An 18,125-nucleotide genomic window follows, 5' to 3' on the forward strand; every position below is an offset into this window, starting at 1 on the left:
GTGGAAAACGGCGGCGGCCCACCGGTCGGAACCGGTGGGCCGCCGCTGCGGGGGCTCGATCAGCCGTTGCCGGCACCGTTGCCGGACAGCGCGGAGATGTCGTCCAGGATGTGCGACAGCGGCTCGTCGCCCTTGGCCTGGGTCGAGTTCTCGACGCACTGCTGGTTCTGCGGCGAGGACAGGACGGGGATGTCCTGGACGCCGACGTTGACCAGGGCCACCAGGGACTGGGCGTTGAGCTTCGCCGGCAGGCCGATGCAGGGCTTGTTCAGCGAACCCTGGACCAGAGCCAGCTGCGGGCTCATGTTGCCGTAGGTGGCCGAGTTGCCGAACGACTGCGAGGCACCGTTTCCGCTGAACGACGTGGTGCCGTGGTCGTCACCGATGGCCAGGGCCTGCGGGGCGGCCGCGCCCGCGAGACCGGCGACGGAGGCGGCGACGGCCGCGGTTGCCCACAGCTTCTTCATGTTGGTTCCCTTCGAAAGGCGGACTCCGGGGAGGAGTTGCGTGATCGTCAACGGGGAAGCGGGCGCCGGGGTTGCGGTCTTTGACCCTATCGGGGCAGCGCAGTCCGATGAGTTCACAAACGCCCCCTCGGCTCACCCGCCCCCGGAAACACCGACGGGCCGCCGGAAGTGCCGGCGGCCCGGAGGGCCGGGCCCCCGCGGGGACCCGAGTGCGTCGCGGAGGCTCAGTTGTTGGCGGCGCCGTTGCCGGACAGCGCGGAGATGTCGTCCAGGACGTGCGACAGCGGCTCGTCGCCCTTGGCCTGGGTCGAGTTCTCGACGCACTGCTGGTTCTGCGGCGAGGACAGGATCGGGATGTCCTGCACGCCGACGTTGAGCAGAGCCACCAGGGACTGGGCGTTGAGCTTCGCGGGCAGGCCGATGCAGGGCTTGTTGAGCGAGCCCTGGATGAGGGCCATCTGCGGGCTCATGTTGCCGTAGGTCGCGGAGTTGCCGAACGCCTGGGAGGCGCCGTTGCCGCTGAACGACGTCGTACCGGTGTCGTTGCCGATGGCCAGGGCCGGCGACGCGGCGGCGGCGGAGACGCCGGCAACGGACGCGGCGACCGCGGCGACGGCCAGAACCTTCTTGATCACTTGCGATTCCCTTCTGGAGACACCCCGTTCACCGGAGTGCCCGGCTCAACTGCCCCGCCCGGTACGGAGTTGCTCCCGTTCACCCCAACGGCCGACGGAGCGCGCGGAAAACGAGCCGTGCGCCCCGCCGGAGGAATTCCGTCTCCTCCGTGCACCGGAACCGATCCGATCGGGTGACTTGCCGCAACCAATCGGCGCCCCTCCGGTTGATGTCTCCGCAGGTACGAACGTCTGGCGAGCAGCCAGGAATGCTTCTGGCGAGCCGCCAGGAAAGGAAAGTGAAATGCTGAAGAAGGCAATGGCCGCGGCGGCGGTCGCCGCGTCCTTCGTGGGCGTGTCGGCGGCGGCGGCCCCTCAGGCGCTTGCCATCGGCAACGACACGGGCACCACGTCGTTCAGCGGCAACGGCGCCACCGAGGCGTTCGGCAACAACGTGACCAGCGGCGACCTCAGCCCGCAGGCCACGCTGGTGCAGAGCTCCCTGAACAAGCTCTGCGTCGGCGTGCCGGCCAAGGCGAACGTCCAGTCGGTGCTGGCCCTGGTCAACGTCGGTGTCCAGGACATCCCCGTCCTGTCCTCGCCGCAGAACCAGCAGTGCGCCGAGAACTCGACCCAGGCGAAGAACGACGAGCCGCTGTCGCACCTCGTCGACGACGTCTCCGTCCTCGCGGGCAACGGCGTCGCCAACAACTGACGCAGGCGCGACCGCTTCGAGAAAACCGCCCGGCGGCACGGATTTCCCGTACCGCCGGGCGGTTTTCGCTGTCCATTTCCAGGGCCTCCCGGTTGCTCCACGTTGTCAATTCCCTGGGGGCGTTCGAGTGAATTGAGGGGTGACGCGCGTTCCACAGTTTCTTCCGCCGTCTATTCCTCGTTCTACAGCCTGCCGGTCATGGTGCGAGCCGTTCAGGTTGCGCTCGCTCGGTTTCGGCCGTCAAAGGGCATGACCGCAGAGAAGGGAAAGACCATGAAGAAGAGCGCTGCTGTCGTCGCCGGCGCCATCCTGGCTCTGGGTGGGGCGGCTCCCGCCTTCGCCGACGCCGGTGCCGAGGGCGCCGCGGTCGGTTCGCCGGGTGTGCTCTCCGGCAACGTCGTCCAGGTCCCGATCCACATCCCGGTCAACGTCTGCGGCAACTCCGTGAACGTGATCGCCCTGCTGAACCCGGCGTTCGGCAACGCCTGCGTCAACGACTGACGCGCGTAACGCGAAGCACCAGCCCCACGGCTGCGTTCAGGCCGGCCCCGGACCGTCGATCCCATGTGAATCCGCGTTCCGGGGCCGGCTTTCCCACTTCTACGAGCAGGAAGACCACGAGATTGCGACAGACCCTGAGCAAGGGCATGGTCGTGGCCGCCGCCGCGACGGGTGTGCTGTCCTTGTACGTCAGTCAGGCGCTCGCCGATTCGGGAGCGCACGGAGCCGCACAGGGCTCTCCCGGCGCACTGTCCGGCAACACCCTCCGGGTGCCCGCGCACGTCCCGGTCGACATCTGCGGGCACTCCGTCGACGTGTCGGCCGCGCTGGCCCCGGCCGTCGGCAACGCCTGTGTCAAGGACGCCCTCCCCAAGGCGCTCCGCACCACCGCGCCGTCGTCCTACGGCGACGACGACGAGCCGAGCACCCCGGTCCGGACACCGTCCGCGTACGGCGCCGAGGAGACCAAGCCCTCCGTCTCGTACGGCGACGACGAGACCACCCCGCCGCACTCCTACGGTCACCACGAGCCGAGCATCCCGGCCACCGCGCCCGCCGCGTACGGCGACGACGAGGAGACGAAACCGCCGGCCTCGTACGGGGACGACGACGAGACGACTTCTCCGTCGTACGGCCATGACGAGGAGACCACCCGCCCGTCCTCGTACGGCCATGACGAGGAGACCACCCGCCCGTCCTCGTACGGCCATGACGAGGAGACCACCCGCCCGTCCTCGTACGGCCACGACGAGGAGAAGCCTCCGCCCTACGGCGGCGAGGAGACCACTCCGCCTCCCTACGGTGGTGAAGAAACGTCTCCTCCGCCCTATGGCGGCCATGAGACCACGCCTCCGCCTTATGGCGGCCATGAGACCACGCCTCCTCCCTACGGCGGTCACGAGACCACGCCTCCTCCCTACGGCGGTCACGAGACCACGCCTCCTCCCTACGGCGGCCACGAGACCACTCCGCCCCCGTACGGCGGCGAGGAGAGCACGCCTCCTCCGGGCGGGCACACCACGCCCCCGCCCGGAGGCCACACGACACCGCCTCCCGGCGGGCACACCACACCGCCCACCCTTCCGCACACCGGTAGCAACTCGCGTGTCCTGTGGACGACTTCGGGAGCCGGTGCCGTACTGGTCGCTGCCGGAGCCCTGCTGTTCAGGCGCGGCCGGACCATGGCCCGGCACCGCTGACCTCCGGGTGCCGGACCCGAGCGCCCGGCACCCGTAGGTGACGGCGCCGTACCGCCACGGCGCCGTACGCATCCTTCAGGGCCGCGTCCCGTCCGGCGGCTCGCCACGCCGACGGGCCGGGAGCGGCCGGCCGGGCGGCCCCGCACGGATAACCCCGGCGGGGCCTTCGCCGTTCACCCACGCGGGGGCCGCGGCCACCCGCAAGCCGTAGCCGCGCTGGCGAGTACCCGGCGCGTGTGACTGGGTGTCAGTACAGGCGCTGTTCGGGGCGCGAGGGCAGGGCCGGGCGGAGGGAGGGGCCGGGATGGCTCCACAGTGGCGCAGGACCCGGCGAGGGCGGCTGTCCCTCCTGGCCGCGGCGATCACGGTGTCGGCCGCCCTGGCCGGCCCCGGCATCGCGGCCGTACCGCACCGGACGACACCCGCACCGGCCCCCGCGCCCACCGCGACCCCGGCGCCCCCACCCGTCGGCCGGGGTCCCGACTTCGGGGCGTTCCTCGACTCCGGCCCCCTGGGGATCGCCCGGATTCCCGCGCTGAGCGACTGGCTGGGCGGCGCCGAGCTGAAGGTCGCGCACACCTACCTGCCCGGCGGGCAGTGGCGGGACGTCGAGGGTCCGCCCGGCTTCCTGGAGCCGTGGGCGAACTGGCGGCGCGACAAGGCCGACCGCATCCTCGTCCTCAACGTACCGATGCAGGAGCGCAACGAGGAGCACCTCTCCGACGCGCAGGTACGGCTGCTGCTGAAGCAGGCCGCCGCCGGACAGTTCGACCGGCACTTCCGCGTACTCGCCCAGAAGCTGGTCGAGCTCGGCGTGCCGGACACCGTGCTGGTGCTGGGCTGGGAGATGAACGGCATCACCTACACCCACCGCTGCGGGCCCGACCCCGGGGCGTGGAAGGCGTACTGGAACCGGATCGTCGCCACCATGCGCGCGGTGCCGGGGCAGCGGTTCCGCTTCGACTTCACGCCCAGCCGGGGCCGGGACGCCGTGCCGTGGACCGAGTGCTACCCCGGTGACGACACCGTCGACATCATCGGCATGGACTCCTACGACCAGCCGTCCGGGATGCCCTTCGACGAGCAGGTCACCGAGCCCTACGGCCTCCAGGCGCACGTCGACTTCGCCAAGGCGCACGGCAAGCCGATCTCCTACCCGGAGTGGGGACTGTTCCGCAATGGCGACAACCCCGAGTACATGCGGCGGATGCTCGCCTGGATGGACGAGCACCGGCCGCTCTACAACACCCTCACCGACTACTGCCCGCACGGCGTGTGGCAGTGCCCGGCCAACCCGGCCGCGGCGAAGGTGTACCGGACGACGCTGTACGGACGCACGGGACCGAGCACGCCCACGCCCACGGTCACATCCACCCCGACGCCCACCCCGACGGGCCCGGTCACCCCGACCCCCGAGCCCACCCCCACCCCCTCGGCCGGGACCAGGGCCCCCGTCGACTGCTCGCGGACGGTGACGGGGAAGTGGGTGGAGTTCTGGCTCGCGGGCAGGGTCTGCCTCCGCTTCGACTGGACCCCGCGAGCCCGGCATGATCCGAACGAGAGGCCCTAGTCCGGCCTGCGCTCGAGGCGTACCAGGGCCGCCTTGACGTGGCGCCGGGCCGCCACGCCGGACAGCGCGGCCGACAGCAGCGGCGCGGTACGGCGCCGGGCCAGCAGCAGCCGCCCGCTGGGCGCCGGTTCGGGGCGCCAGTGGTGCTTGTACGGTTCGTCGCCGCGCATCAGGCTCAGCGTGCGGTGGGAGCCCGCTGCGGTGTGCGCTGCGCAGGCGTCCAGCAGCATGACGGCGACGTCCGCCTTGCGCTCGCGCAGCGAAGGATGGGCGCCGTAGAGATAGCCGCCCGCGAGGCCCGGCGAGAGCAGCGTGAGATCGACGGCGACCACCTCCTCGCCGATACGGAACTCGGTGACGACCGCGTCCCCCGAGCGCACCATCGGCTCCACCGCCCGCACCAGGTGCTCCCGGAAGCGGGGCCGCAGATGCTCGGGCGTCACCTTGCGGCCCTGCCACTGGAGCCGGTGCAGCTCCAGCAGCCGTGCCACCGCCGCCTCCGCCTCACCCGGACCCGCCGTGCGCCGGGCCACCCCGAGCGCGGACAGCTTGCGCAGCTTGGCCCGGACCCGCTGGGCCTTGCCGGCGGGCAGCCGGGTGAGCAACTCGTCCATGGGCACCGGGGGCAGCTCCAGGCACAGGGAGTCCGGCACCCGGCGGCGCGGGCCGGGCCAGCGGTCGTGGACGCGCTCCGCCGCACCGCCGGCGCGTACCTCGCGCAGGTCGATCAGGGCGGTCCGGGCGGCCGTCCACAGGGCGTCGGTCAGGGCGCCGAGGGCACGGCCGTCGTCGGCGTCGTCGAGCAGCACGTCGCCGTAGTCGGACACCGTGCCGCCCAGCGGGACCAGCGCGGGGAAGGGCTGCCGGGTGAGGGTCAGGGGGGCGGCGGCGACCAGGTCGCGGCCCGAGCGGACCAGCAGGACGCGGAGTCTGCCGGGCCTGCCGTACGACTTCCACCAGGAGTGCAGCCACGCGTGGCTCTGGAACGGGGTGGCGGTGGAGCAGCGCCGGTGCAGGCGGCCCCAGGCCGGGGCGAGGGCGGCGAACGCCTTCTCGTCGGTGAGGAGCTGGGTGGTGAGCGCGGGACGCGCGAAGCTTGCGGGGCGCGCCGCGTACGTCGCCGTCACAGCCGGCTGTGGACGTCGGCGGCGAGGGCCGGCCCGGGCAGTGGGGCCGCGAGCGCGGTGCCGGATTCCTCCCGGCGTCCCGGCCGGACCAGCAGCGCGAGCCCGCCGAGCAGCCCGCCGGCGCCCGCGCCGACCAGCGTGGTGAGCCCGGCGGACGCCGAGGACGGCTCGGTCGGCCGCACCGCGCGGGAGAACGGGAGCAGCTCGACGTGGGTGGCCTTCCTGCCCGCGTCGGCCTGCTCGCTGAGCGCGGCGGCGACCGCGTTGGCCATCGCGGCGGCCCGCGCGGGCCGACCGGAGGTGGCGGAGACGGCGACCATCGGGGCGTCCGGCGAGGTGGCCGTGCGCACGCTCTTCTCCAGGGTGCTCACCGGCACCCCGGCCCGCGCCTGCGCCGCGGCGAGCACGGCGGGCTGGGTGGCGACCCTGCCGTAGGCCTGGGCGAAGCCGAGCGCGGTGGAGGTGTCCGAGCGCTCGGCGGGGACGGCGACGACGTAACTGGTCGCGGTGTAGACGGGGGCCTTGAGCAGGCCGTACCCGCCGCCGATCAGGCCGCCCGCGACGACCCCGGCGGCCACCAGCGACCAGGGCGGCAGGGAACGGGACCCCGGCAGGCGGCCGGTGCGACGGCGCCGGGTGGGATTGTCGGTCATGAGGGAATGCCTCCGTGAGGGTGTCGGGGCGAGGGGACGGTACGGGTGAGCGCCGCCGCGTAGACGTCCATCAGCCGGGCGGCGCTGCGGGTGACGCAGTAGTGGCGGGCCGCCTCCGGAACGGCGCGCGGGCCCGGTCCGGCGGCGCGGACCCCGGCGAGCGCGACGGCGTACGCGTCGGCGCCGCCGCGCACCCGTACGGCGTCGGGGGCGGCCTCGGGCGGGAGGTCCTCCACGGCCGGGCAGGACGCGTAGCGCACCGGGAGCCCGGCCGCGAGCGCCTCGACGACGGCCAGTCCGAACGCCTCCTCCGGGGAGGGGGCGGCGAGCACGTCCATCGCGGAGGTCAGCGCGGGCAGGTCCGGGCCGGGTGAACCGTCGGGGAGGCCGGGGACCTCGCCGGTGAACAGCACCCGGCCGGACACCCCGGCCGCGGCGGCGACGCGGCGGAGAGCGCTCTCCTCCGGACCGCCTCCCACCAGCAGCAGGTAGCAGTCGGACGGTAGCCGGGTGAGGGCCCTGATCGCGATGTCGAAGCGCTTGCCGGGTGCCAGACGTCCGATGCCGCCGATCACGAACGCGTCGTGCGGAACCCCCAGCCGGGCCCGGACGCGTACCCGCCGCTCCGGGTCGAAACGGAAGGGCTCCAGGTCGATGCCGTTGGGGACGACCGTGATGCGCGGCTCCGGCACGCCCCAGCGGGTCAGGCGGGCGGCGACGGTGGGGGAGACGGCGACCGTCGAACGGCCGAGACGCTCCCCGGCCAGATACAGCGCCCGCACACCGGGGTTGAGCGGGCGCCCCTCCATCTGGGAGTCGCCCAGCGAGTGCTCGGTGGCGACCACCGCGCGCACTCCCGCGAGCCGGGCCGCCAGCCGGCCGTAGAGACAGGCCCGGTAGAGGTGGGTGTGGACCAGGTCGTAGCGGCCGCGCCGGATCAGCCGGGCCAGCCGGGGCAGCGCGGCCAGGTCCCGGTTGCCGCCCATGGCCAGGTCGGCCACCCGCACCCCGTCGGCCCGCAGTCCGGCGGCCACCGGGCCGGGGTTGGTCAGCGTCACCACGTCGCACTCGACGGGCAGGTGGCGCAGCAGGAGCCGCAGTTGCTGCTCCGCGCCCCCGATCCCGAGGCCGGTGATGATGTGCAGCGCCCGCATCACAGCCCCGCCACGGGCCGGCGGCGCAGTCGGTGCAGCCGGTACTTCAGGAACAGCCGCAAGGCGTTGTCGTTCTGCCCGACGTGCACGCGGGGCAGCGCGTGGCGGCCGCCCAGGCTGCCGGGGTCGATGGCACAGGCGTAGCCGTAACCGGCCTCCCGCACGGCCTCGACCACGCGCCCGTCGATCGTGCCGTACGGATAGCAGAAGCCCTGGACGGGGGCACCGGTCAGCCCGGTCAGCAGGGCGCGGCTCTCGGCGACCTCGGCGCGCAGGGTGGGGTCGTCGGCGCGGGTGAGGTCGACATGGGTCAGGCCGTGGGAGCCGATCTCCACCCCGGCGCGATGGGCCTTGCGCACGGCGTCGGCGGTCAGCAGGGGCTTGCGCGGGCCGAGCGGGTCCCAGGTGTTCTCGCCGCCGAGCCGGCCGGGCAGCACGAACAGGGTGGCCGTGCACTCCCAGCGGGCCAGCAGCGCCACCGCGTCGGTGACGAAGTCGGCGTACCCGTCGTCGAAGGTGAGCCCGACCAGACCGCGCCCGGCGCCCCGGGCGCGAGCGGCCAGCAGTTCGCCCACCGACACGCCCCGCAGTCCGCGCCCGCGCAGCCAGCGCAGCTGGCGTTCCAGCCGGGCCGGAGTGACGGTGACGCGGTACGGGTCGTCGGAGCAGTCGCCGACCGAGTGGTACATGGCGATCCACGGGACGGGACCGCCTCCGCCCGGCCGGGGGGAGCCGGTGCGGAGGACGGGCGCGGACTCAACGGAAGACGGCATGAGCGAGCCTTCGGGTGTGGGTGCGTACGGAACGGATGGCGGGTGCGAAGCCCTGGGCGCCCAGGGCCCGGCCGAGCAGGACGAAGACGGTGAGCACGGTGAGGCCCCCGGCGGCGAGCCCCGCGGGTGCTCCCGCGGGCAGGGTCGCGGCCCAGGCCCCGGCGAGGGCGGCCCCGAGTGCGGCTCCGGCCGGGCGGCTCAGTTCGCGCAGCACGTGCCGGGTGCGGATCGGCACCCCCCGCCCCCTGCCGTACCGGGGACCGCGCATCCCGGACAGCAGCAGGGCGGCGGTGAGGGTGATGCCGGTGGCGTTGGCGGCGGCGATACCGGTGACGCCCCAGGTGCCGACGGTGCCCGCGCCGATGACGCAGGTGGCGAGCACTCCGGCGGACATCGCGCCGAGCGGGTACCAGGTGGGGCGGCCCGCGGAGAAGTAGGACCGGACCAGGACACCGGTGAGGGTCTGCCCGAGCAGGCCGACGGCGTACACCCGCATCACGCCCGCCGTGGCCGCCGTGTCCGCGGCGGTGAACGCACCACGCTGGAAGAGGAGTTGCACGATCTGCGGGGCGCAGGCCACGACCGCCGCGGTGCCGAGGAGCACCAGCCCGGAGGCGACCGCGAGATCCCGCTCCACCCGGACCCGGGCGCGCTCGGTGTCGCCCTCGGCGAGCGCCCGCGCGACCACCGGGAAGGTGATCGTGCAGAGCATCATCGACATGGTCATGGGGATCTGCGCGATCTTCTGGGCGTAGTTCAGGTGCGAGATGGCCCCGGAGGGCAGGCTGGAGGCGAGGAACCGTTCGATCAGCACCTGCGACTGCCGGCACAGCGCGAACAGCAGCACGGTCGCCATCAGCGGCAGATTCACCGAGTGCGACTTGGCCGAAGGCAGCCGGGGCATCGGCTCCGTGGGCCGGCGTTTGCGCAACCGAGGCACCAGAAAAGGGAGTTGGGTGAGGACCATCAGCACCCCGCCCGCCGCGACCCCGAACGCGGCCGACCGCACCCCCAAGGCCCCGCCGAGCGCGAACATCGCCGTGACGATGCCCGTGTTGTACGCGACGTAGATCGCGGCCGGGGCGAGGAAGCGGCGGTGGGCGCGCAGGGCCGCGCTGAAGTACCCGGCGACCCCGAAGGTGAGCACGCAGGTCGCGGTGAGCCGGGTGCAGTCCACGGCGAGCGCCGGGTCGGGCAGGCCGGGCGCGAGCACCTGGACGAGCTGCGGCGCACCGGCCGCGAGCACCGCCCCGGCCACGGTGAAGGCCAGCGCCAGCCGGGGCAGCGTCCCCCGGACCAGGGCCCGTACGGGATCTCCCGGAGCGCCCTGGGCGCGGCGGGCCAGCGCCACGCTGAACGCCGGGATCAGCGCGAAGGCCAGCCCGTCCTCGATCAGCAGCGTGGCCGCGAACTCGGGCACCGTCCAGGCGACCAGGAAGGCGTCCGTGTCCCGCCCGGCGCCGAACAGCCGGGCCAGCGACTGGTCCCGGACCAGCCCGAGCAGGGCGCCGGCGGCGGACAGGGAGGCGGTGAGCAGCGCGGCGCGGGCGAGGAACCGCCGTGTCACCGGGGCGTGTTCGCGCTCGGTCGGCGGTGGCTGCCGACCGGTGGTCTCCGGGCCCGGAGCGGGCGTCAGCGTCACCGCGCACGCTCCGGGTCCGCGCCCACCAGAGCCCACCACGCCACCAGGCCCAGGCACACCGCCGTCAGCACGGTGGAGGGGCCGCCGATGTCGGCGTACACGAAGTCCACGAGCTGCCAGAGCAGCAGGCCGCAGCCGATCAGCGCGCAGTCCAGGTCCCGGCCCGTACGGTGAGCGGTCCGCAGGCCGCGCAGTCCGAGCACCAGCATCGCCAGCCAGCCACCCGCCAGGCACAGCAGCCCCGTCAGGCCCTGCTCGGCGAGGACCAGCAGGTACATGTTGTGCGGGGACAGCAGCGGCTGCCTGCGGAAGCCGACGCCCGCGCCCTCGGTGTCGCTGCCCGAGGAGAGCGCGAGCGAGGCACGGCCGTCCCGGTACTCCGGAAAGCCCTTCAACCCGACTCCGGTCAGAGGGTGTTCGCGCCACATACCGGTGGCCGCCGCCCACATGGTGTACCGGTCGGTGACCGACTGGTCGGGGGCGTCGGCGACCTCGGTGATGCTGTCGATCCGTTCCTGGAGCATCGCCGTGCCCACCCCGAGGCCGCCCACCAGCACGACCCCGGCCGCGACCACCGCGGCGCCCACCTTCAGCGCCCGGCGGACCCCGGCCAGCAGCAGCTGCGCGGCGAGGGTGACGGCGGTGGCGATCCACGCGCCCCGGCTGAAGGAGAGCGCCAGCGGCACCAGCAGCGCCAGCGCGCACCCGGCCGCGACCACCCGCTCCCGCGCCGGCGCCTTCCCCAGCGCAAGTCCCACCGCGCACAGCAGCCCGAAGGCCACGACGGTGGCCATCCCCATCACGTCGTACGGCCCGAAGGTGCCGACCGCGCGGATCATCCGGCCCTGGTACGAGGCGCCGGTGCCGGTGGCGTACTGCCGCACGCCGACAGCGCCCTGCCAGAGCGCCAGTCCCACCAGCGCCCAGGCCAGCAGCCGAAAGTCCCGGCGGTCACGGACCAGGAGCAGCACAGCGGCCGGGACCAGGACGAAGACCTGGAGATAGCGGCCCAGTCCGGCCAGGCCGGCGCCCGGGGAGGTGGCCCCCATCGCGGCGAGCGCCACCCCGGCCACCGGCAGTCCCAGCACCAGCGCGGCCCTGGCGGACAGCGGGCGGGCCCGCTCCCGCAGCAGCCGCACCGCGCAGGCGCCGACGACCAGCGCGGACGCCGCGTCGGCCGGGCCCGCGCCCCCCGACTCGCTGGAGGAGAGGGGCAGCGCGAGCAGGACGAGCACGGCGAGCACCGGCAGCACCGGGGACCAGCGCCGGGGGCGGCCGAGCGGCAGCGCGAGGGTCATCCGTCAGCTCCCGGTGGACCGCACGACGGCGGCCGCGGTGCGCAGCAGGATGCAGACGTCCTGCCACAGCGACCAGTTGTCGATGTAGGCGTTGTCGTAGCGCGCCCGGTCCTCGATCGAGGTGTCCCCGCGCAACCCGCTGACCTGGGCCAGCCCCGTGATGCCCACCCGCATCCGGTGCCGGGCCGCGTAACCCGGATAGCACTGGCTGAACTGCGTCACGAAGTAGGGGCGTTCCGGGCGCGGGCCGACCAGGCTCATGTCGCCCCGGAAGACGTTCCAGAGCTGGAGCAGTTCGTCCAGCGAGGTCCGGCGCAGAAACCGGCAGAACGGGTTCATCCGCCGCTCGTCCGCCACGCTCCACCGGGTCGCCGACTCCCGCTCGTCCGCCGGGCGGTGGGTGCGGAACTTCAGCAGGGTGAAAGGACGCCCGCCCATGCCGATGCGCTCCTGCCGGAACACCACGCCCGGACCCTCGCTGAGCCGCAGCACCAGCGCACAGGCCAGCAGCAGCGGCGCGGCCAGCACCAGCAGAGCGCCCGACACCACCAGGTCCAGCAGCCGCTTGCCCACGCTGCCGCGCCGCCGGACGCCCAGGCCGAGCCGCCGCACGGAGAACCCGGCGAGCTGCTCGCGCATCTCGTACGCCGGGCAGTCCGCGTCCACCTCCCACAGCGCGCAGCCCGACTCGGCGAGAGCCCGCAGCAGCGGGCCCTTCTCCGTGCGTACGGCGGGGTCGACGGTGAGGACGGTGCCCACGCCGTTCTGGATGAGCGCCCGCTCGACCTGTTCGCCGCTGGTCAGCACCGGGAGCCCGGCGCTGCCGTCCGGGTGGTCGGTGACCACGCCGACGGGGCGCACCCCGCAGTCCGGCCGCCGCAGCAGCGCGGCGGCGACCCGCTGGGCGGTCGCGGCGGGGCCGACCACCAGCGCGGTGCTCGGCAGCCGCAGCCGCAGCACCCGGCGCCGCCGGTGTACGGCCGCCCGGCCGGCACAGGCGACCACCGCGTGTGCGCACCAGCCGACGGCCAGCGCGGACAGGGCCGGCGGGCGGCCGTGCTCCAGGGTGGCGGTCAGCGCGCCGAGGGCCAGCCAGACCACCGCGATCCGGCCGCAGACGGCGGGGAGTTCGTCGAGTACACCGCTCACCGCGCGCGCCGGGCGCGACCGCGGCAGCAGGGCACCGGCGACCAGCACGGCCACGACGAGCGGCCCGCGCACGGCCGCGTCCAGCACGAGCGCGCCCGCCACGGCGCCGGCGAGGTCGGCGGTGAGCAGGGGCAGCGGGGAGAGGGCGGGGGAGTGCGGGTGCCGGGCCGGGAAGCGGAAGCCCCGGGCGGGCCGTACGGCGTACCCGGGGTCGATGCCGGAGGCGCTGGGCGAGGGGACGATGCTTTCCGCGGTCACGGGTGGGTCGACTCCCTGCGCTCGGTGGACACGGACGGCAGGTCGCCGAGCAGCTCGCGGTAGAGATCCGCGACCCGTCCGGCGGTCAGCCGCACGTCGTGCGTGGTCAGGACGTGCCGGCGGCCCTGGGCGCCGAGGTCCGCGCGCAGCGGCGCGTCGCACAGCAGCCCGGTCACGGCGGCGGCCAGCGCCTCGGGGTCCTCCGGCGGCACCAGGCAGTGCCCGGCCAGCGCGGGCGGCAGGCTCTCGCGTGCGCCGTCCACGTCGCTGACCACGACGGGCCGCGCGCAGGCCAGCGCCTCCAGCGGGGCCAGTGCCATGCCCTCCCAGCGCGAGGGCAGCACCACCAGGTCGGCGGCCCGGTACCAGGGCAGTACGTCGGCGACCTCGCCCGTGAAGAGCACACGGGGACCCGCCGACCGGCTCAGCGCCTCCCGGTCGGGTCCGTCGCCGACCAGCACCAGCCGGGCCTCCGGCAGCACGGTCAGCACCTTCTCCCACGCGGCCAGCAGCACGTCCTGGCCCTTCTGCGGGCACAGCCGTCCCACGCACACCACCAGCGGTCCGGCCCCGAGCCCCGGCAGCCCGGCGCGGGCGGCCGGGGCGGGCGCGGGGGAGAACCGTTCGAGGTCGATGCCGTTGGGCACCACGGCGTACGCGGCGCGCACCCCGGCGCGTAGGCCGGTCGCGCGCTCCGCCTCGCTGACACACACCACCCGCTCGGCCCAGCGCGCGGCGAACCGCTCCCAGCGCGCGGCGAGCACGGCGGCGACCCCGCCGACGGCCTCGAAGGACCAGGCGTGCGGCTGGAAGACGGTCGCGACCCGGCCCCGCAGTGCGAGGCGGGCGGCCAGACCGGCCTTGGCGCTGTGCGCGTGCACCAGTGCGGGCCGTACCTCCCCGGCGAGGCGGGCCAGCCGCCGTACCTCGCCGGGCAGGGCGGGACCCGGTGACCGAGTGGCCCGCCAGAGCCGCACCTCGGCGCCTATCTCCTGTGCCTCCGTGGCCAGTCGGCCGCCCGGGCAGGCGATCACGACGCGCACGCCCGCCGCGAGCTGGGCCCGCGCCAGGTCGATCACGACCCGTGCGACTCCGCCGTCGACGGGCTGCGAAACATGCAGCACCCGTTCTCGGGCGTCGGAAACTGGCTGGTGCATGGGCGGGATACCTCGCTCACAGGGGCGCTCGGATCTGGTCGGGACCGCGCCCGGCTGCCGGGCGTCCTCCGCGGTGAAGAGCACACCGGCCCTGGCCGCGTCCCGGTGGGGAACGAGCAGGTGGCCCGGCGGGTCACCGTCGCGCCCGCGCGCCGCGCCCGAGATCGGCCACCCTCGGGCCCGCGTCCGGACGGTGCGGCGTAGCCGGTCTGACGCCGAGCCCGTACGCGCCTTTCCGCGCCGGTCGTGCGCTGCGGTACGTCGTCCGGTGGACCCGCGCCCGGCCACTTCCGTGCGCCCGGCGTACGACGGCGCGGCACGCTGCCTCCCTGAAGCGTGAGCCGGTGCCCGCCACGCACGGCGTGCGGGCCTGGTACGGAGGAGAGGGCCGCGACTCTAGTGAGCGCGGGGGCTCCGGCGGCGTACCGACGCGGGCGGGCGGCACGGGCGTCCGCGGTTCTCCCGGAGATCACCCCTTTGGCGGCACAACCCCTCGCGGCGGCCCGCGTTGACAGTGCGTCGGGCAGCCCGCCCGGATGTTTGTCTCGATTTACAAGGAGCACCTCTCCATGTCGCGTATCGCGAAGGGTCTGGTCCTGACCTCCGCCGCCGTGGCGGCCGTCGCCGGCGGTGCCGGTATCGCCGCTGCCGACTCCGGCGCGCAGGCCGTCGCCGCGAACTCGCCGGGCGTCCTCTCGGGCAATGTCGTCCAGATCCCGGTCCACGTGCCGGTCAACGTCTGCGGCAACACCATCGACGTCATCGGCCTGCTGAACCCGGCCTTCGGCAACACCTGCGTCAACGACTGAGGTCGTCCGACGCACACCCGGCCCGGCCGTCCGCACGCGCGCAACGCGCGAGCGGGCGGCCGGGCCGCTGTCGTATGTGCCCGCCCTCCTGTCGCGCGGGGAATCTCATATGTCTTGTGTCCACGGGGTTTCCGCCCCCGCCGTGACTCGTTGGGCATGGCGTCGGAACACCCCGGGGCGACGCGAGTTGCCGAGGAGAGGAACATGATGAAGTCCCTGAAGGCCGCAGCCGTCCTGGCCGGTTCCATCGCCCTCACCGGCGTCGCCGCGCCCGCGTTCGCCTACTCCGGCGACCTGACGCCCAGCAGCCTGAACGGCGCCGTGGACCAGATCGCCAAGGGCGGTCTGAAGGTGCGCGACGTGATGCCGCTCCAGCACCAGTCGGACGCGCTGAACACCGAGAACAAGGACTCCGTCCTCAGCACCGCCAAGGGCGCCACCACCGCGCTGAACACGCACAACCCACTGCTCGGCGGGCTGCCGCTGCAGAGCTGAGACACCGTGGGGGGAGGGCGGGGCCGCGCCGCGCGGACCGGCCCTCCCTCTCGTTCCCGAGGGCGCGTTCCCTTCGGTGTTCGAGGCCGCGTGCCCCGGTTTCGAGGCCGCGTGCCCCGGTTTCGAGGCCGCTTCCCCCGATCGTGTGGAGCACCTCCCGGCCCTCCCCCGGACGGGTGAGCGGTCCCCCGGTCGGCCCGCCCGCCGTGGATAGGGTCGCGCGGTGACCTCAACCACAAGCGAAGCCTTCCGCGCCGCGGACCTGGGCACCCTCGTCGTCCTGGCCTGGAGCGGCGAGGCCCCCGACGGCGACGACATGCCCTACCTGCTGGCGTACTCCCTCGGGGACGCCGAGGGCGGTCCCCGCGCCACCTCGGCCGCCGTCAACCAGCTCCTGGAGATGAACGGCCTGACCATCGGCACCGTCATCGACGGCGCCACCCGGCCCAGCCTCCCCGTCACCCTGCTCGTCGAGGCCGGCCAGGCCGTCGTCCGGCTTCCCCAGCTCGTCGCCCAGGCGGACGCCCCGCCGGAGTGGCTCGACGCCGTCGCCCGGCGCGGACACGCCTACCTCGTCTTCACCACCCGCGCGTGGCCCGAGGGCCGCCCCGGTGTGACCGTGGACCCCGCCGCGCTCGCCGCCTTCGCCGGCGCCGAGGAGACGCTCATGACCGCAGCCCACGTCATGCTCCCCGCGCGCAGCCTGCGCTGACCCGTTGCCGCCTACCCGGATGGCCGCTGCGCGGTGACCCCGGGCGCCCCCGCGCGGTTACCGCTTGGGACAAGCCCGATTGCGGACGAGGGAGTGAGCGATGGTCGTCGGTGCCGGCGGTGTGCCCGTGGGGGCGGAACGGCAGGTCAGAGAAGAGAAACCGTCGCGGCGGGAGGTGACCCGCGGACTGCTGGCCTCGGTGGCAGCCCTGGGGCTGGCCCCCGTGGTCGCCGCGTCCCGTCCGCTGCCTCCGGCCGGTGATGCGCAGGACAGGGCCTTCGACGAGACCTACCGCGGCCACCGCATCCAGGGCTTCCTCGTCCCGGCTGCCGCGCGCCGGGTGGGCGCGGGGGAGTGGCAGATCTCCGTCGACGGCCGTCCGCTGCACCTGATGCGCCGCGCCGACGGCACCTGGATGAGCATGGTCGACCACTACACCTCCTACGCCACGCCCCTGGAGGCGGCCCGTGCCGCCGCGGACGAGATCGGTCCCGGCGAGCGGCTGCGCGAGATGGCCCCCGGGCCGGTGGGCGCCGAGCACCCGGGACACGGGATGGGGGGCATGCATGGCGTACGTGCGTAAGAACGCCGCCGCCCTCACCGCGAGCGAGAAACGGCGCTTCGTCAACGCCCTCCTGGAGGTCAAGCGACGCGGCGAGTACGACGCGTTCGTGCGGACGCACATCGACTACTACACGGCGGACGGTGAGAAGGGCCTGCGCGCCGCCCACATGGCCCCATCCTTCCTGCCCTGGCACCGGCGCTTCCTGCTGGAGCTGGAACGGGCGCTGCGCCGGGTGGACTCCTCGGTCACCGTGCCGTACTGGGACTGGACCCGCGACCGCGGCACGACGTCGCCGCCCTGGACCAAGGACCTGCTCGGCGGCAACGGCCGCCGGAGCGACCGGCAGGTGACCACCGGGCCGTTCGCGTACGCGGCCGGGCACTGGACCATCAAGGAGGGCGTCACCGACGGCAAGTACCTCACCCGCGACCTCGGCCGCGCGGCCTCCCCGATCCAGCTCCCCACCAGGAGCGAGCTGCAGTGGGCGCTGGACGACCCGGCGTACGACGCCTCCCCGTGGGACTCGACCGTCACGCGGGGCTTCCGCAACAAGCTGGAGGGGTGGGGGACGGGCGGAGGCAGCGCCTCCTGGCACAACCACAACCGGGTGCACCGGTGGGTCGGGGGCGCGATGCTCGGCGGGGCGTCGGTCAACGACCCGGTGTTCTGGCTGCACCACGCGTTCCTGGACTACCAGTGGTACCGCTGGCAGCGGGCCCACAAGACCCACCGCTACCTGCCGGCGACCCAGCCGGGCCCCGGTGACAAGCAGCGCGGGCGCGTCCTCGCGCGGCACGACAGGATGCCGCCGTGGGATGTCACGCCGGACTCGCTGGAGGATGTGAGCGGGATCTACCGGTACGCGTGAGGGCATGTCCTGTGGGGACATGCCCTTCGGCCATGCGAAGAGCCCCGGCGCTCAGGGCGCCGGGGCTCTTCGCCGAGGGGGCGGGGCTCAGTTGCCGTAGCCGTAGCCCCCGGGGGCTGCCTGCATGGGCGCCGGGGTGCTGACGTTGGCGCAGGTGTTGCCGAAGGCGGGGTTCAGCAGGCCGACCACGTCGATGGTGTTGCCGCACAGGTTGACCGGGACGTCGACCGGAACCTGGACCACGTTGCCGGAGCCCACGCCGGGCGAGCCGACGGCAGCGCCCCCGGCGGTCGCGTCGGCCAGCGCCAGACCGGCGCCACCGACCATCACGGCACCGGTGCCGAGGGCCACGACGGCTGCCTTCGCAATGCGAGACATCACGTTCTCCTTATGTCGCTT

Annotated in this window: 20 protein-coding genes; 9 read left to right on the forward strand and 11 right to left on the reverse strand. The window is 74.1% G+C overall.

Annotation, left to right across the window (positions count from 1 at the left end; translation table 11 throughout):
- Window positions 1-59: 59 nt before the first annotated feature.
- Window positions 60-467, reverse strand: coding sequence for a rodlin (locus ACWCV3_RS02585; protein ID WP_393791889.1), 408 nt, complete (start codon window positions 465-467; stop codon window positions 60-62).
- Between the two features lie 224 nt (window positions 468-691).
- Entirely contained in the window at window positions 692-1,102 is a 411-nt protein-coding gene (locus ACWCV3_RS02590) for a rodlin (protein WP_451217270.1), read from the reverse strand.
- 283 nt (window positions 1,103-1,385) lie between these two features.
- On the opposite strand from ACWCV3_RS02590, the gene ACWCV3_RS02595 reads away from it, so the two are divergent.
- The 4 genes from ACWCV3_RS02595 to ACWCV3_RS02610 all read left to right on the forward strand — a co-directional run bounded on the left by ACWCV3_RS02595 (window position 1,386) and on the right by ACWCV3_RS02610 (window position 5,066).
- Window positions 1,386-1,796: a rodlin gene (locus ACWCV3_RS02595; protein ID WP_451217272.1), complete on the forward strand. Its 411-nt coding sequence runs from the start codon at window positions 1,386-1,388 to the stop codon at window positions 1,794-1,796.
- Window positions 1,797-2,069: 273 nt separating this feature from the next.
- Window positions 2,070-2,297, forward strand: a complete 228-nt coding sequence (chpD, locus tag ACWCV3_RS02600) for a chaplin ChpD (protein WP_399567987.1) — start codon at window positions 2,070-2,072, stop codon at window positions 2,295-2,297.
- Between the two features lie 122 nt (window positions 2,298-2,419).
- Window positions 2,420-3,496 carry a chaplin family protein gene (locus ACWCV3_RS02605; RefSeq protein ID WP_451217276.1) on the forward strand — a complete coding sequence of 359 codons (1,077 nt, stop codon included), beginning with the start codon at window positions 2,420-2,422 and terminating at the stop codon, window positions 3,494-3,496.
- Window positions 3,497-3,800: 304 nt separating this feature from the next.
- Window positions 3,801-5,066, forward strand: a complete 1,266-nt coding sequence (locus ACWCV3_RS02610; RefSeq protein WP_451217279.1) for a glycoside hydrolase family 26 protein — start codon at window positions 3,801-3,803, stop codon at window positions 5,064-5,066.
- Here the strand turns inward: ACWCV3_RS02610 and ACWCV3_RS02615 are convergent.
- From ACWCV3_RS02615 to ACWCV3_RS02650, 8 genes are read right to left on the reverse strand one after another with little or no spacing between them, the layout of a single operon-like run.
- Window positions 5,063-6,193, reverse strand: a complete 1,131-nt coding sequence (locus ACWCV3_RS02615) for a GNAT family N-acetyltransferase (RefSeq protein WP_451217282.1) — start codon at window positions 6,191-6,193, stop codon at window positions 5,063-5,065. The two genes, ACWCV3_RS02610 and ACWCV3_RS02615, sit on opposite strands and share 4 nt — an antisense overlap.
- On the reverse strand, window positions 6,190-6,846 hold the full coding sequence (locus tag ACWCV3_RS02620) for a lipopolysaccharide biosynthesis protein (RefSeq protein ID WP_451217285.1): 657 nt from the start codon (window positions 6,844-6,846) through the stop codon (window positions 6,190-6,192). The genes ACWCV3_RS02615 and ACWCV3_RS02620 overlap by 4 nt, the downstream gene beginning before the upstream one ends.
- Entirely contained in the window at window positions 6,843-8,000 is a 1,158-nt protein-coding gene (locus ACWCV3_RS02625) for a glycosyltransferase (RefSeq protein ID WP_451217288.1), read from the reverse strand. The genes ACWCV3_RS02620 and ACWCV3_RS02625 overlap by 4 nt, the downstream gene beginning before the upstream one ends.
- Window positions 8,000-8,773: a polysaccharide deacetylase family protein gene (locus ACWCV3_RS02630; protein ID WP_451217291.1), complete on the reverse strand. Its 774-nt coding sequence runs from the start codon at window positions 8,771-8,773 to the stop codon at window positions 8,000-8,002. The genes ACWCV3_RS02625 and ACWCV3_RS02630 overlap by 1 nt, the downstream gene beginning before the upstream one ends.
- On the reverse strand, window positions 8,757-10,415 hold the full coding sequence (gene murJ, locus ACWCV3_RS02635; RefSeq protein WP_451217294.1) for a murein biosynthesis integral membrane protein MurJ: 1,659 nt from the start codon (window positions 10,413-10,415) through the stop codon (window positions 8,757-8,759). Before murJ ends, ACWCV3_RS02630 begins: the two co-directional genes overlap by 17 nt.
- On the reverse strand, window positions 10,412-11,713 hold the full coding sequence (locus tag ACWCV3_RS02640) for an O-antigen ligase family protein (protein ID WP_451217297.1): 1,302 nt from the start codon (window positions 11,711-11,713) through the stop codon (window positions 10,412-10,414). The genes murJ and ACWCV3_RS02640 overlap by 4 nt, the downstream gene beginning before the upstream one ends.
- A gap of 3 nt (window positions 11,714-11,716) precedes the next feature.
- A complete protein-coding gene (locus tag ACWCV3_RS02645; RefSeq protein WP_451217300.1) occupies window positions 11,717-13,120 on the reverse strand; it encodes an exopolysaccharide biosynthesis polyprenyl glycosylphosphotransferase in 1,404 nt (467 codons plus the stop codon).
- Window positions 13,117-14,277, reverse strand: coding sequence for a glycosyltransferase (locus tag ACWCV3_RS02650; protein WP_451217303.1), 1,161 nt, complete (start codon window positions 14,275-14,277; stop codon window positions 13,117-13,119). Before ACWCV3_RS02650 ends, ACWCV3_RS02645 begins: the two co-directional genes overlap by 4 nt.
- A gap of 569 nt (window positions 14,278-14,846) precedes the next feature.
- Between ACWCV3_RS02650 and chpG the strand changes: the two genes are divergently transcribed.
- The 5 genes from chpG to ACWCV3_RS02675 all read left to right on the forward strand — a co-directional run bounded on the left by chpG (window position 14,847) and on the right by ACWCV3_RS02675 (window position 17,726).
- Window positions 14,847-15,086 (forward strand): chaplin ChpG, encoded by a 240-nt coding sequence (gene chpG, locus ACWCV3_RS02655; RefSeq protein WP_030813959.1) that lies wholly within the window; start codon window positions 14,847-14,849, stop codon window positions 15,084-15,086.
- 207 nt (window positions 15,087-15,293) lie between these two features.
- Window positions 15,294-15,581, forward strand: a complete 288-nt coding sequence (locus ACWCV3_RS02660; RefSeq protein ID WP_359703999.1) for a hypothetical protein — start codon at window positions 15,294-15,296, stop codon at window positions 15,579-15,581.
- A 223-nt stretch (window positions 15,582-15,804) separates the two neighbouring features.
- Window positions 15,805-16,293: a DUF5949 family protein gene (locus ACWCV3_RS02665; RefSeq protein ID WP_451217307.1), complete on the forward strand. Its 489-nt coding sequence runs from the start codon at window positions 15,805-15,807 to the stop codon at window positions 16,291-16,293.
- 100 nt (window positions 16,294-16,393) lie between these two features.
- Complete coding sequence (locus tag ACWCV3_RS02670) at window positions 16,394-16,876, forward strand: tyrosinase family oxidase copper chaperone (protein WP_451217310.1); 483 nt, start codon at window positions 16,394-16,396, stop codon at window positions 16,874-16,876.
- A complete protein-coding gene (locus ACWCV3_RS02675) occupies window positions 16,860-17,726 on the forward strand; it encodes a tyrosinase family protein (protein WP_451217313.1) in 867 nt (288 codons plus the stop codon). Before ACWCV3_RS02670 ends, ACWCV3_RS02675 begins: the two co-directional genes overlap by 17 nt.
- Before the next feature lie 87 nt (window positions 17,727-17,813).
- On the opposite strand, the gene ACWCV3_RS02680 is transcribed toward ACWCV3_RS02675, so the two are convergent.
- Window positions 17,814-18,104: a chaplin gene (locus ACWCV3_RS02680; protein WP_451217316.1), complete on the reverse strand. Its 291-nt coding sequence runs from the start codon at window positions 18,102-18,104 to the stop codon at window positions 17,814-17,816.
- Window positions 18,105-18,125 lie beyond the last annotated feature (21 nt).

The organism is Streptomyces sp. NPDC001781 (assembly GCF_053596035.1).

Bases quoted from the DNA above. Each gene is read 5' to 3' on its own strand.
- ACWCV3_RS02585 (WP_393791889.1), bottom strand. From the start codon at position 467: ATGAAGAAGCTGTGGGCAACCGCGGCCGTCGCCGCCTCCGTCGCCGGT.
- ACWCV3_RS02595 (WP_451217272.1), top strand. From the start codon at position 1,386: ATGCTGAAGAAGGCAATGGCCGCGGCGGCGGTCGCCGCGTCCTTCGTG.
- chpD (WP_399567987.1), top strand. From the start codon at position 2,070: ATGAAGAAGAGCGCTGCTGTCGTCGCCGGCGCCATCCTGGCTCTGGGT.
- ACWCV3_RS02610 (WP_451217279.1), top strand. From the start codon at position 3,801: ATGGCTCCACAGTGGCGCAGGACCCGGCGAGGGCGGCTGTCCCTCCTG.
- ACWCV3_RS02620 (WP_451217285.1), bottom strand. From the start codon at position 6,846: ATGACCGACAATCCCACCCGGCGCCGTCGCACCGGCCGCCTGCCGGGG.
- ACWCV3_RS02625 (WP_451217288.1), bottom strand. From the start codon at position 8,000: ATGCGGGCGCTGCACATCATCACCGGCCTCGGGATCGGGGGCGCGGAG.
- ACWCV3_RS02630 (WP_451217291.1), bottom strand. From the start codon at position 8,773: ATGCCGTCTTCCGTTGAGTCCGCGCCCGTCCTCCGCACCGGCTCCCCC.
- ACWCV3_RS02640 (WP_451217297.1), bottom strand. From the start codon at position 11,713: ATGACCCTCGCGCTGCCGCTCGGCCGCCCCCGGCGCTGGTCCCCGGTG.
- ACWCV3_RS02650 (WP_451217303.1), bottom strand. From the start codon at position 14,277: ATGCACCAGCCAGTTTCCGACGCCCGAGAACGGGTGCTGCATGTTTCG.
- chpG (WP_030813959.1), top strand. From the start codon at position 14,847: ATGTCGCGTATCGCGAAGGGTCTGGTCCTGACCTCCGCCGCCGTGGCG.
- ACWCV3_RS02660 (WP_359703999.1), top strand. From the start codon at position 15,294: ATGAAGTCCCTGAAGGCCGCAGCCGTCCTGGCCGGTTCCATCGCCCTC.
- ACWCV3_RS02670 (WP_451217310.1), top strand. From the start codon at position 16,394: ATGGTCGTCGGTGCCGGCGGTGTGCCCGTGGGGGCGGAACGGCAGGTC.
- ACWCV3_RS02675 (WP_451217313.1), top strand. From the start codon at position 16,860: ATGGCGTACGTGCGTAAGAACGCCGCCGCCCTCACCGCGAGCGAGAAA.
- ACWCV3_RS02680 (WP_451217316.1), bottom strand. From the start codon at position 18,104: ATGTCTCGCATTGCGAAGGCAGCCGTCGTGGCCCTCGGCACCGGTGCC.